This window comes from Streptomyces sp. cg40, assembly GCF_050320165.1.
In the GTDB taxonomy this organism is placed as follows: Bacteria; Actinomycetota; Actinomycetes; order Streptomycetales; family Streptomycetaceae; genus Streptomyces; species Streptomyces hokutonensis.
The window spans coordinates 8,176,071-8,189,023 of record NZ_CP190128.1; the positions used below are offsets into that span (position 1 = coordinate 8,176,071).

Annotated in this window: 11 protein-coding genes; 6 read left to right on the forward strand and 5 right to left on the reverse strand. The window is 71.1% G+C overall.

Annotation, left to right across the window (positions count from 1 at the left end; all coding sequences use genetic code 11):
• Window positions 1-34: 34 nt before the first annotated feature.
• The 3 genes from ACQHII_RS36895 to ACQHII_RS36905 all read left to right on the forward strand — a co-directional run bounded on the left by ACQHII_RS36895 (window position 35) and on the right by ACQHII_RS36905 (window position 1,112).
• Window positions 35-151, forward strand: coding sequence for an SGM_5486 family transporter-associated protein (locus ACQHII_RS36895; protein ID WP_086021959.1), 117 nt, complete (start codon window positions 35-37; stop codon window positions 149-151).
• 170 nt (window positions 152-321) lie between these two features.
• The gene (locus ACQHII_RS36900; RefSeq protein ID WP_019067400.1) at window positions 322-528 is read left to right on the forward strand and encodes a hypothetical protein; all 207 of its coding nucleotides are present in this window, start codon (window positions 322-324) and stop codon (window positions 526-528) included.
• 65 nt (window positions 529-593) lie between these two features.
• Window positions 594-1,112: a SixA phosphatase family protein gene (locus ACQHII_RS36905; protein ID WP_019067399.1), complete on the forward strand. Its 519-nt coding sequence runs from the start codon at window positions 594-596 to the stop codon at window positions 1,110-1,112.
• A 92-nt stretch (window positions 1,113-1,204) separates the two neighbouring features.
• Here the strand turns inward: ACQHII_RS36905 and serB are convergent, their stop codons facing one another.
• Entirely contained in the window at window positions 1,205-2,413 is a 1,209-nt protein-coding gene (serB, locus tag ACQHII_RS36910; protein WP_427923332.1) for a phosphoserine phosphatase SerB, read from the reverse strand.
• 303 nt (window positions 2,414-2,716) lie between these two features.
• Window positions 2,717-5,011 (reverse strand): streptophobe family protein, encoded by a 2,295-nt coding sequence (locus ACQHII_RS36915; RefSeq protein ID WP_427923333.1) that lies wholly within the window; start codon window positions 5,009-5,011, stop codon window positions 2,717-2,719.
• A 247-nt stretch (window positions 5,012-5,258) separates the two neighbouring features.
• Here ACQHII_RS36915 and ACQHII_RS36920 point away from each other — a divergent pair, with 247 nt between their 5' ends.
• Window positions 5,259-7,763, forward strand: a complete 2,505-nt coding sequence (locus ACQHII_RS36920; protein WP_427923334.1) for an FHA domain-containing protein — start codon at window positions 5,259-5,261, stop codon at window positions 7,761-7,763.
• Window positions 7,764-7,865: 102 nt separating this feature from the next.
• Here the strand turns inward: ACQHII_RS36920 and ACQHII_RS36925 are convergent, their stop codons facing one another.
• From ACQHII_RS36925 to ACQHII_RS36935, 3 genes are all read right to left on the reverse strand, one after another.
• Window positions 7,866-8,618: a transglycosylase SLT domain-containing protein gene (locus ACQHII_RS36925; protein WP_427923335.1), complete on the reverse strand. Its 753-nt coding sequence runs from the start codon at window positions 8,616-8,618 to the stop codon at window positions 7,866-7,868.
• 298 nt (window positions 8,619-8,916) lie between these two features.
• The gene (locus ACQHII_RS36930) at window positions 8,917-10,209 is read right to left on the reverse strand and encodes an S-adenosylmethionine:tRNA ribosyltransferase-isomerase (protein WP_427923336.1); all 1,293 of its coding nucleotides are present in this window, start codon (window positions 10,207-10,209) and stop codon (window positions 8,917-8,919) included.
• Window positions 10,206-10,901 (reverse strand): SDR family NAD(P)-dependent oxidoreductase, encoded by a 696-nt coding sequence (locus tag ACQHII_RS36935; RefSeq protein ID WP_427923337.1) that lies wholly within the window; start codon window positions 10,899-10,901, stop codon window positions 10,206-10,208. The genes ACQHII_RS36930 and ACQHII_RS36935 overlap by 4 nt, the downstream gene beginning before the upstream one ends.
• A gap of 184 nt (window positions 10,902-11,085) precedes the next feature.
• Between ACQHII_RS36935 and ACQHII_RS36940 the strand changes: the two genes are divergently transcribed.
• On the forward strand, window positions 11,086-12,231 hold the full coding sequence (locus ACQHII_RS36940; protein ID WP_427923338.1) for a GAF domain-containing sensor histidine kinase: 1,146 nt from the start codon (window positions 11,086-11,088) through the stop codon (window positions 12,229-12,231).
• Window positions 12,224-12,865 carry a response regulator gene (locus ACQHII_RS36945; protein ID WP_019067391.1) on the forward strand — a complete coding sequence of 214 codons (642 nt, stop codon included), beginning with the start codon at window positions 12,224-12,226 and terminating at the stop codon, window positions 12,863-12,865. Before ACQHII_RS36940 ends, ACQHII_RS36945 begins: the two co-directional genes overlap by 8 nt.
• The last annotated feature ends 88 nt before the right edge of the window (window positions 12,866-12,953 follow it).

The following is a 12,953-nucleotide window of genomic DNA, read 5'->3' on the forward strand; positions in this document are numbered from 1 at the left end:
ATCCGACGCGGACCAAGGGTGCGAGACTGGACGTATGCCAGTGCTCGACCCGAACCCTCAGAACGGCCAGCGGAAGATGCTGCTCGTCTTCGGCTCGTTCTTCGCCATCTTCATCGTCATCGCCATCATCGCGACCATCGCGTCCCCGTGACCACACGCGCCTGAGTCGATGGTGGGGTTCTCCCCACCATCCCCTAGGGGGTGAGGCTCAGGGTCAAGTGGGTGGATCTCCGGATGGGTTGAGGGCCGCGCGTTCCGTAACTTCGAACTGTGACCGCGAGAAGCGGATCGCGGACCACTCGGAGACCAGCGGAGGCACACATGTCGGCCCCAACGCACACCCGGCCCCACCCGGCGACCACGGGCGGCGTCGACATCAGGCTGCCGTGGTGGGCCCTCGCCCTGCCGGCGCTCGCCTTCGTCGTGCTGCTCGTGATGATGCTCAACCCGACGGACGCGCAAGCGGCGGCCTCGGACCCGATGATCACGCACCTCTTCGAGCGCGTACAGCAGCTCATAGCCCGCTGAGCACGGGCGAAGCCGCCCGTCAACTCCCTGCGCCCCATGGCCTGTTTCATGCGAAGCTGGATCCCATGAGCGTCGCAGAACCCCGCAGGATCGTCCTCTTCCGGCATGCGAAGGCCGACTGGCCCGAGGTGACCGACCACGAGCGGCCGCTCGCTGAGCGGGGCCGCCTGGACGCGGCCACCGCCGGAAGCAGACTGGCCGACACCGGCATCCCCTTCGATCTGGCCCTCTGCTCCACCGCGACCCGCACCCGGGAGACCTGGAAGCTGGCCGTCCACGAACTCGCGCACCGGCCGAAAACCGTCTACGAGGAGAGGCTCTACGAGGCCTCGCCCGGCGAGTTGATCGCCGTACTGAACGAGACGCCCGACGACTCGCGGAACCTGATCCTCATCGGCCACAACCCGGGCGTCCAGGGCCTGACCGAGATCCTCTCCGGACCGGACACCGGCGAAGCCCGCGAGCGGCTGACCCGCCGCGGCTTCTCGACCGCCGCCTTCGCCGTGCTGACCTTCGACGGCTCCTGGAAGTCACTGGAGCCGGGCGTGGCGACCCTGACCGACTACTGGGCGCCGTCCGAGTAGACCCGTGGACCCCGCAGTCCCGGGGACCCGCACGACAAGGGGCCCGGCACCGAGTGGTGCCGGGCCCCTGAAGGTCCTGAAGTATCCGGGGGTCAGTCCTCGTCGTGGGTGTCCGCCGCCTCGACCTCTTCGCGGGTGACGCCCAGCAGATACAGCACGGTGTCGAGGAACGGCACGTTCACCGCCGTGTGCGCGGCCTGCCGTACGACCGGCTTCGCGTTGAAGGCGACACCGAGACCGGCCGCATTGAGCATGTCCAGGTCGTTGGCGCCGTCGCCGATCGCCACGGTCTGCGCCAGCGGTACGCCCGCCTCGGCGGCGAAGCGGCGCAACAGCCGGGCCTTGCCCGCGCGGTCGACGATCTCGCCGGTGACCTTGCCGGTCAGTTTCCCGTCGGCGATCTCCAGCGTGTTCGCCTGGGCGAAGTCGAGCCCGAGCCGGTCCTTGAGGTCGTCGGTGACCTGGGTGAACCCGCCCGAGACGACGCCGACTTGATAGCCGAGCCGCTTGAGCGTGCGGATCAGGGTGCGGGCGCCGGGCGTCAGCCGCACCTCGCTGCGCACCTTGTCCACGACCGAGGCGTCCAGCCCCGCCAGCAGCGCCACGCGCGCGTGCAGCGACTGCTCGAAGTCCAGCTCCCCGCGCATCGCGGCGGCGGTCACCTCGGCGACCTCGGCCTCGCAGCCGGCGTGCGCGGCGAAGAGCTCGATGACCTCGTCCTGGATGAGCGTCGAGTCCACGTCCATGACGACGAGCCGCTGGGCCCGCCGGTGCAGCCCCGCCGCCACGACCGCGACATCGACGCCGAGCGCCGCCGCGTGGGTGGCGAGGGCGGTGCGCAGGGGCTCGGTCTCCACCCCGGACACCGCGAACTCGACCGCTGTCACGGGGTACTTGGCGAGCCGGAAGATACGGTCGATGTTGCCGCCGGCCTTGGTGATACGGGCGGCGATCGCGGCGGTGGACTCCGCGGTGAGGGGATGGCCGAGCACCGTCACGAGCGAACGGCCGTGTCCGCGCGGACGGTTGTCGCCGAGGCCGGAGATGATCTCCGCCTGCATCTTCATCGACTCGGCCCAGCTGTGCACGGTGGCCCGCAGATCCCCTTCGAGCCCGGCGGGCGGCGGCGTCACCAGCGCGCACAGCACCATCCGGCCACGTGTGACGACCTGCTCGATGTCGACCACGTCGACGGAGTAGGCGGCGAGGGTGTCGAAGAGTCCGGCCGTGATGCCCGGCCTGTCCTTGCCGAAGATCTTGACGAGGAGAGTGGGGACGTCAGAGGTCTGCGAAGCGCTCATGGTGTACCCACCGTATCCGGCACGGAGTGCCTTATGCCGCAGAGGTCCGCCTAGCGGACACGGAACAGTGGGTGTCGGATCGGTGGCGGGAGTCTTACGAGCCGATCACGAAGGCGCTGGTGGGCGGTCACGAGCCGGTTCGACGACGATCGGGAGACGCGCCCAGGCGGTCGCGGTGGGGCGCACCGCCGATCAGAAGTTGGCGGGACGCCGGACAGGGAGACGACTGACTGGTACGGCGCGGGCCGCGAGGGGTACGGCCGCACGGGTGGGGCGCGACGGTTCGGGCGCCGCCGAAGCGGATCACCGGCGCCCCTTGGGCCTCCCTGGAGGTGGCGGCGGAGGCGGAGGCTGCTGCCCGTCGTCCGAGTCGTCCCCCGGCCAGTCCCGCGACGGCGCGCCGGGCCGACGCCGGGGCGGCGGCTCGTAGGACTGGGTCGGAGCACCGTACATGTCGGCGGGCGGCGAGGGGGTGCCGGGCGGCTGCGGGTCGCCGTAGGGCACGGGTTCGCCGTAGGGCCGAGTGGCGTCGTCCGCAGGGACACCCCCGGACCGCCCCGCGCCGCCCGACGCGCCGGACGACCACGGGTCTCCGGCGGGCGGCCGACCGCCTCCGCGCGGCGACCGCGCATCCGGCGGCCAGGCACTCTCCTGAGGCGAGCCCGAGGCCGGTGGCCACTCCGGTCCGGACGACCAGGAGTCTCCGGCTGGCGGCCGACCGCCTTCTCGCGGCGACCGCGCATCCGGCGGCCACGCGCCGTCCTGAGGCGGGCCCGAGTCCCGTGGCCGTCCGGGGCCGGGAGGTCGAGCTCCGGCGTCGGACCGAGCGCCGCCCGCTCCGGCGTTCCCCGGCGGCCACGCGCCCTTCTGAGGCGGGCCGCCCGAGTCCTGCGGCCACTCCGGTCCAGGAGGCCGAGTCCCGGCGCCGGGCCGCGCACCATCCGCCCCCGCACCACCCGGCGCCCCGCCACCACCCGGCGCCCCGCCGCCCTCCGGTTGCCGCAGTTCATCCGGCAGTTGGAGATACGGATTCGTCGCGGGGTTGGGTGCGCGGTACGGCGTGGTCGGCACGTAGGGGCCTGTGTGTCCCGTGTGTCCCGTACTCCCCGCAGGCTGCGCGTGTTCCGGATGGACCTCGTATCCCGGCGCCCCGGTGTCCGGTCCCGGCCCCGCTCCCGGCCCCGCCACCCCCAAGTCACCCAGTGCCAACCGCGAGGCACGCCGTCCCGCCGCCCCCGTCGCATACGCGAGCAGCCCCCCGACGCCCCCCGCACCCGCGCCCCACACCGCGCCCAGCAGCAGCGCCATGCCCAGATGCCCATGCAACTGGATCCCGGCGCCGAACGCGTCGAAGCCCAGGACCGACAGCGAGGCGTCCACCGACACATCCGTCAGCCAGGCCAGCAGCGGCAGTGTCAGGGCGGTCGCGATCCCGAGTCGCAAGGCACAGCGTCCGGCGAAACCGAGCGCCCCCGGACCGCCGATGCCCTTCGCGCCCAGTGGTGTCCGTGCCGCCGTGAGTACGCCCGCCAGCAACATCATCAGGGCCGCGGCGACCCCCAACAGCCATACGCGGTTGTCCAGTTCGGCCAGTCGCCCCAGTGTCACCGGCTGGTCCGACTTCACGCTCAGGAGTTGGTCCAGGGGATGGGGGAGCAGCTTCGCCAGTTCGCCCGTCGCCTTGCCGTCCCAGGGGACGAAGAGGCCGATGGGGATGCCGAGCCAGACCCCGTTGGGCGCGCCCAACAGCGCGGCGCCCGCGATCCGTTTGGGATGGTCGTCGCCGATCGCGGCGTACGCGGCCGCCGCGAGCCCCGCCGCCACCGCGACCAGCAGCACCGTCACGAGCGCGGACGCGGCCGGCCGTACGACGCGGTGGACGGCCTCCCAGCCGTGGGGGAGGGGCGTACGGCGGGACGCCAGCAGGGCGATGAGCAGGATGCCCGCCGACCAGGCCAGGCCGCCCAGCAGGGTCGGCGCCGTGTCGACCGTGAAGCCGACCGCGGCCTTCGCCTTGACCAGGTCGCTGATCTTGCCGGGCAACAGGCCGCCGATGTCACCGATACCAGGGATACTTATCCCGCCGCCGCTACCGCCGCCCCCCGTGATCTTGTCGAGGCCCAGCTTGCTGCCGTCGATCGTGATGACGTCGTGCCCGGCCCAGGCCAGCCCGCCGAGCATCGCCACGAAGAGCGCGACCACCGAGCCCGCGCGTGCGAGGAGTTCGGCCGGGGCGATCACAACTGCGCCCGCCCGCAGGGACCGTAGGAAGAAGTACGACAGAAGCAGTGCGCCCACCAGGCTCACGCCCAACGGCGTGATCGTCACGGCCGTGGTCGCCTGGGCGCCGGTCAGGCCGAAGGCGGAGACGTCGCCGTTCGGAGTGACCGAACCGCCCGCGCCGAGCGCCACCACCGCCGCGGTCATCGGGCCGAGCGAGCCCGTCGCGTCGGCGCCGAGCAGGTGCAGGCCGAGCGCCGCGGTGCCCGCCATCCCTATCAACGCCCAACTCACCGCGGCGATCGCGGACAGCAGGACGTCACTCCAGGGCACCCTCGTGTCGTAGTGCGCCGTCCTGACACTCGTCGCTGAGTTCATGGGCAGACCCCCCGATCCGCGGCACGGCGTGGTGCGGACACCACGCATGTCCCCCCTCGCGTGGATTACCACTCTCCGGGTCGGTTTCCACCCCGTCAACGGAACCGTCGAACGCGGAACGGCGTGCTCTTCACAAGGCCCGACTTTCGGTCAGGGGGTGCAGCCTGAAATAGTTCCCGACGATGTTCGACATCCCTAGACTCCCTGTGATGGGGGTAACTCGGGGGACTACTCAGTGGGGCATGGAGTGCCGGAACTCGTACTGGAATTGAATGGACAAACCTGGACGCTCGACGCGTCCAGGACCTACACCCTCGGACGTGATCCGCAGGGGGACGTCGTGGTCGACGACGCCAGGGTCTCCTGGCGGCACGCCACGATCAGCTGGAGCGGCCGGAGTTGGGTCATCGACGACCACGGCAGCACCAACGGCACGTTCGTGCAGGGCCAGCGCATCCATCAGATGGAGATCGGCCCCGGCTCGTCCGTGCACCTGGGCAACGCGACCGACGGCCCGCAGCTGGTCCTGTCCGGCGCCGCCGCCTCGGTGGCGAGCCCGCAGGCCCAGCCGCAGCAACAGCCGTACGCGGCACAGGGCGCGGGCCCCGGCTGGGCCCAGCAGGCGCCGCCGCAGCAGACGCCCGAGCAGCAGCGTTTCCAGCCGCCGGCCGCCGCGCAGATTCCGCAGCAGCCGGGACCCGGTGTCGGCGCGGGGGCGCCGCCGGTCTACGGCGACCGCAGCCCGACCACGTTCCACCAGTTCTCGCTGGACCGCGTGATGCGCATCGGCCGCGCGCTGGAGAACGAGTTGGTGGTCTCCGACCTCCAGGTCTCGCGCCACCACGCCGAGTTCCACGCGACACTCGACGGCCGCTTCGAGATCCGCGACCTCGGCTCGCACAACGGGACGTACGTCAACGGTCAGCCGATCGCCAAGGGCGGCTCGGCGCTGCTCGGCCCGAACGACATCGTGGGCGTCGGCCACTCGACGTTCCGGCTGGTCGGGGACCGGCTCGAGGAGTTCGTCGACACCGGTGAAGTCTCCTTCTCCGCCCGGCACTTGACGGTGACGGTCGACGGCGGCAAGCAGATCCTCAAGGACGTCTCCTTCGGCGTACCGGAGAAGTCGCTGATCGCGGTCATCGGCCCGTCGGGCTCCGGAAAGTCGACCCTGCTCAAGGCGCTCACCGGCTACCGGCCCGCCAACCAGGGCGACGTCCTCTACGACAACCGCAACCTGTACAAGCAGTTCGCCGAGCTGCGCCAGCGCATCGGTCTGGTCCCGCAGGACGACATCCTGCACAAGGAGCTGACCGTCAAGAAGGCCCTCAAGTACGCGGCCAAGCTGCGCTTTCCCGCCGACACCACCGGCGACGAGCGCGAGGCCCGCATCGACGAGGTGCTGCGCGAGCTGAAGCTCGACATCCACAAGGAGAAGAAGATCACTTCTCTCTCCGGCGGCCAGCGCAAGCGTGTCTCGGTGGCCCTGGAGCTCCTCACCAAGCCCTCGCTGATCTTCCTGGACGAGCCCACCTCGGGCCTCGACCCGGGCATGGACCGCGATGTCATGCAGCTGCTGCGCGGCCTCGCCGACGACGGCCGCACGGTCCTCGTCGTCACCCACTCCGTGGCCGAACTGGCGATCTGCGACAAGCTGTTGGTGATGGCTCCGGGCGGTGCCGTCGCCTACTTCGGCCCGCCCGAGGAGGCGCTGAACTTCTTCGGCTACGACACCTGGGCCGATGTCTTCTCCGCCTTCGAGAACTACCGCGACTACGACTGGGCCGGCCGCTGGAAGGGCTCGCAGCACTACCAGATGTACGCCGCCGACATCGACGCGATTGCTCCGCAGTCCGTACAGATGCCGCCGATGCAGGCCATGAAACCGCCGAAGCCACAGGGCTGGATGTCGCAGTTCGTCACGCTGGTGCGCCGCTACGTCACGGTGATCGCCTCCGACAAGGGCTTCCTGGCCCTGATGGTGATCCTGCCGGGTGTGCTGGGTGCGGTGAGCCTGCTCATCGACTCGGGCAACAGCCTGCTGCCCAACCCGGCCAGGGCGAACGGCACCATCATCCCGAACGGCACGGCCACCACCGTCCTGCTGATCCTCGCGGTCGGCGCGTGCTTCGCCGGCGCGGCCAACTCCGTCCGTGAGCTGATCAAGGAACGGGTCATCTACGAACGGGAGCGCGCGACGGGCCTGTCCCGCTCCGCGTACCTGATGTCCAAGGTGTTCGTGCTCGGTGTGATCACCGCGCTCCAGGGCCTGATGGTCGGTGTCATCGGCTTCTCCAGCCGGGAGATCCCGAAGCAGGGCCTGGTCCTCGGCAGCCAGACCATGTTCGAGCTGTGCATCCCGATCATGGGCCTCGGCTTCACCGCGATGATGTTCGGCCTGATCATCTCCTCGCTGGTGAAGACGGCCGAGAAGACCATGCCGCTGCTGGTGATGTTCGCGATCATCCAGGTCGTGTTCACCGGCTGCCTGTTCACGCTGAACGGCGCGATCGGCGTCAACCAGTTCTCGTACCTGATGCCCTCGCGCTGGGCGGTCGGCGCCGCGGGCGCCACGCTGGACTTCAACAAGATCAGCCCGCCCAAGCCCGGCGACAGCAACGACCCGCTGTGGGAGCACACCGTCGGCGCGTGGGGCATGGACATGGCCGCCCTGATCGCCCTCGGCATCATCTGCGGCTTCTTCGTGTCCCGCTTCCTGCGCCGCCACGAGCCCGAGGTCATGCGCAAGTAGCAGTGCCCGTACGACGCCGAAGGGCGGCACCCCTCACACGGGTGCCGCCCTTCGGCGTCGGTACCGAGACCCAGAGGTCCGCCGGAGGTCTCAGTACACGTCTCAGTACGCGCTGTTGACGTTGTCGATCGAGCCGTACCGCGCGGCGGCGTAGTTGGCCGCGGCGGTGATGTTGGCGACCGGGTCGTAGATGTTCGTCGAGGTACCGGAGACGTGGTACGCGTTGAACGTCGGCTGGATGACCTGGAGCAGACCGATCGACGGGGTGCCGTTGACCGCGTTGACGTCCCAGCCGTTGACGGCGCTCGGGTTGCCCGAGGACTCCCGCATGATGTTCTTGTACAGGCCGTAGTACGAGCCCGGGATGCCCTTCTGCTTCATGATCGCCAGGGCGTGGTTGATCCAGCCGTTGAGGTTGTTGGCGTACGTCGTCGCGGCGACGGGCTGGAGCTTGACGCGCTGGCTGGAGCGGCTCGCGGCCTTCTTGGCCTTGCGCGCGGCCTCCGCCTTCTTCTTGGCGGCGGCTTCGGCGGCCTTCTTCTTCGCGGCTGCGTCCGCCTTGGCCTTCGCGGCCTTCGCCTTGGCGTCGGCCTTCGCCTGGATCGCCTCGGTCTTGAGGCTGGCACCGGCGAGCTGGTCGGTGACGCTGGCCTTGACGCCCTTGATGGGCTCCGTGCTGTACGTGACCTTCGCCGTGGACGCGGCGTCGGTGGTGGTCGTCCCCGCGTCGCTGGGCACCGCGGAGAAGGCGAGGGCGGCGGCGCCGAGCGTGGCGACACCGGCGAGCGCGATCCTGTGCTGCTTCGTCAGCTTGGCCAGGCGACTGCGACCGGGAGTGTTCGTGTTCTCGGGCATGGCGGATGGACCTCTTCGAATCGTGCGGAGGTCGCTCACCGTCCGGCGGGGACGCGGGTGCTTCCGGCACAAACGCCGCGGACGGGATCCGCGGCGCTGAGCGACGGCTGCAATTCTTAGCGGTCGCAAAAACCTGTGGCAAAGGTGTGACGTACGATCCCCGGTAGTGGACCAGGGAAGGGCAAAACGGGACAGACGGGACCTTCTGTCCCGCTCAAGCGGGTCGGGTTTATCTCCTATGTGTCCTAGTACGTGATCTGCGCCCTATGTGCGGGCTCACATCGGCGGCGCGACAACCTCACTCGCAGTTGCTCGCGCAACGCACAGTGTGAGGATCCTCCTCCGAGAGGATGAGGTGCACGTCCCCGAACTCGTGCCACAGGTAGAGCCCGCGCAGCGCCTCCTCATAACTGCGGTCGACGGCGGCCCGCCCGGCGACCGCCTCCAGCATCAGCAGATGCGAGGCCTCCGGCTCGTGCAGCCCCGTCAGCAGCCCGTCCACCACCCGCACCCCACGCTCCGGGGTGACGACGAGATCCGTCCACCCCGCACGCGCGCGTACGACCCCCTCACTCCCGGCGGCGGACTCGACGGCCCGCACCGCCGTGGTCCCCACCGCGATCACCCGCCCGTCCCCCGCGCGGGCGGCATTGATCAACCGGGCCGACGCCTCCGGCACCGCGAACCGCTCCGGATACGGCGGCTCGTGCACCTCGGCCGACGCGACCCCGGTGTGCAGGGTGACCGGCGCGAACTGCACCCCCCGGCTCACCAGCTCCGCCACCATCCGCGCGGTGAAGGGCCGCGCGGCACTCGGCATCTCCGCACTGCCGGTCCCGTCCTCCGACGGCAACGAGAACACCGTCTGGTAGACGGACAACGGCTGATCCCGCTCCGTATAGGAGTAGCGAATGGGGCGCCCGTGCTCACGCAACAGCGCGAGCACGCCCGCTCCCGACACCTCCGGGTCCGACGTCTCCGGCTCCGGCACCTTTGGACGCGACGCGTCGGGCGCCAGGACTCCCGTCCCGGGCACGGGCCTCGGTGTTCCCGGCCGTGTGACCCCGCGCTCCGGTGCCGAGGCCTCGGGCGTTCCTGGGCCCGCCCCTCCAGCCGATGGCAGCCCGATCCCGGACCCGCCCACTCCTACCCGTTCCACCCCGGACACCCGCGCCCACCACAACCGCTCACCCCGCGCGCTCAGGGGCTCCTCCAGGGTCAGCCGCGTGTCCCCGGGCAGCCGAACCTCCGTCCCCGCCGGGCCGCCCGCACGCGCGCGTGAGGTGCCCTTCCCGTCCGGCTCCCGCAGCTCGACCGCCCACCGGCCGTCATCGCCCCGCGTCGAGAAATGCACCACCACGCGCGCGTGCCCGACCCACCCGTCCACCGCGGCGGCCAGCGTCGGCGACGTGTTCACGACCAGCAGATCCCCGGCCCGCAGCAGCCGCGGCAACTCCCCGAACCCGTGATGCGACACCTCGGTACCCCGCGACACCAGCAGCCGTACGGCATCCCGGTCGAGTCCGGGCCCGCGCTGCTCGGCCGGAATGCGCGCGGACAGCTCCTCGGGTACGCGCACGGCCACCGTCATCGCTCCTCCAGCAGCGCCGGGGCGCCGTAGCGCCCGCTCGCCGGCCGCTCGTCCAGGAGCCGTAGGAAGGCGGGCACCACAGAAGCGGGCTTCGGCCGTGGATCGTCGTCGTCCGGTACGGCCGCCGCGTACAGGTCCGTGGCCATGTCCCCGGGGTCGACCGCCCACACCCGCAGCCCGGGCTCCTCCGCGCCGAGCACCGCCGCGAGCTGGTCGAGGGCCGCCTTGGACGCCCCGTAGCCGCCCCACGTCTCGTACGCCTCGGCCCCCGCGTCCGAACTGACCGCGATCACCGCACCGGCCCGCGAGGCCCGCAGCAGCGGCAGCGCCTCCTGGACCAGCCCGAGGGCGGCCACCACGTTCACCTCCAGCGCCCGCCGCAGCCCGTCCAGGGGCAGCTCGTCGAGCCGTACGAGCGGCTCGGCGCCCAGCGCGCTCGCGTTGCTCACCACCAGGTCGACGCCGCCCAGCTTCCCCGCCGCGGCCACCAGCTCGGCCCGGTGTCCGGCGTCCGTGACATCCCCCGGGACGGCCTCCACGCGCGTGCCGTACGCACCGACGGCCACCGCGGCCTCCCCGAGCGCGCCCTCGGTCCTGGCGTCCAGCACCAGGTCCCAGCCCCGCGCGGCCAGCGCCTCGGCGAGCGCCCGCCCCAGCCCCTTCGACGCCCCCGTGATGATCGCTACCGACATGACACACGTCCCCTCGTCCACTACGCCTCCGTCGGCGTGCCCCCAACGTAGGAACGGGACCGCCCCCGCCGCGTCGGACGCCGGCCGCAGTCCACCGGGGCCCTTCGCCCTAGGCCTTCCGGACCAGACGAGAGCCGTCACCGGCCCGATCCGCGTTGTCACACCCCGCCGGTACCGTGAGGACATGAGTCAAGGTCCACGGTCCGGCCTCGCGGCGGTGAGTTCCGCGCTGCTGGCCATGAGCAGGCACCTGGAGGTGCGCGACGTCCTCAAGACGATCGTCGCCTCGGCCCGCGAGCTGCTCGACGCCCAGTACGCCGCCCTCGGCGTCCCGGACGACCACGGGGGCTTCGCCCAGTTCGTGGTCGACGGCGTCAGCGACGCCCAGTGGAAGGCCATCGGCCCGCTCCCGCGCCAGCACGGCATCCTCGCCGCGATGCTGCACGAGGCCAAGGCCGAGCGCCTCGCGGACGTGCGCAAGGACCCGCGCTTCGAGGGCTGGCCCTCGGCCCACCCCGACATGTCCGACTTCCTGGGCCTGCCCATCCGCGACGACGACGAGGTCATCGGCGCCCTGTTCCTCGCGAACAAGAACTGCCCCAAGAGGGACGGCACTTGCGGCTTCACCGAGGAGGACGAGGAACTGCTCTCGATCCTCGCCCAGCACGCCGCCATCGCCCTCACCAACGCCCGCCTCTACGAGCGCAGCCGCGAGCTGACCATCGCCGAGGAGCGCTCCCGGCTCGCCCACGAACTGCACGACGCGGTGGCCCAGAAGCTGTTCTCGCTGCGCCTCACCGCACAGGCCGCCGCCACCCTCGTGGACCGCGACCCCTCCCGCGCCAAGGGCGAACTCCAGCAGGTGGCCGCGCTCGCCGCCGAGGCCGCCGACGAACTGCGCGCCGCAGTCGTCGAGTTGCGCCCCGCCGCCCTCGACGAGGACGGACTGAGCGCCACCCTGCGCACCCAGATCCAGGTCCTCGACCGCGCCCACACCGCGCGCGTGACCTTCACCGGCCGCGGCTTCCGCGCCCTGCCCGCCGCCCAGGAGGAGGCCATGCTGCGCGTCGCCCAGGAGGCCCTGCACAACGCGCTGCGGCACTCCGGCGCGGAGCATGTCGCCGTGACCCTGGAGCGGCACGGCTCCGGAGCGGTCCTACGGATCACCGACGACGGCCGCGGCTTCGAACCCCAGTCGATCCGCCGCGCGGGACGCCACCTCGGCCTGGTCTCGATGCGCGACCGGACGAACGGCGTCGGCGGCACGCTCACCGTGGAATCGGCGCCCGGAAAGGGCACCACGATCGAGATGGAGGTCCCCGGTGGCTGACGCAATCAAGGTGCTGATCGTCGACGACCACCAGGTCGTCCGCCGGGGCCTGCGCACCTTCCTGGAGGTGCAGGACGACATCGAGGTCGTCGGCGAGGCGGCCGACGGCGCCGAAGGGGTCGCCCGCACCGAGGAGTTGAAGCCCGACGTCGTCCTCATGGACGTCAAGATGCCGGGCATGGACGGCATCGACGCGCTGCGCAGACTCCGCGAACTCGACCACCCCGCGCGCGTGCTGATCGTCACCAGCTTCACCGAACAGCGCACGGTGATCCCGGCCCTGCGCGCGGGCGCCGCCGGCTACGTCTACAAGGACGTGGACCCGGACGCCCTGGCCGGCGCCATCCGCTCCGTCCACGCCGGCCACATCCTGCTCCAACCCGAGGTCGCCGGCGTCCTGTTGTCCCAGGAGGAGTCCAACTCCGGGCAGGGGAGAGGCGGTTCGCTCACGGAGCGGGAGCGCGAGGTGCTCGGCCTGATCGCGGACGGCCGCTCCAACCGCGAGATAGCCCGCGCCCTGGTGCTCTCCGAGAAGACGGTCAAGACCCATGTCTCGAACATCCTGATGAAGCTCGACCTGGCGGACCGCACGCAGGCGGCCCTGTTCGCCGTACGCCACGGTCTGACGCGATAGGAGTGGTCGCGGCGGCAACCTGGAACGTCCCCTTCCGGGCCGAGATTCATACCGTCGTGGGAATGTCCCCCGGATGGCGCATCCTTCG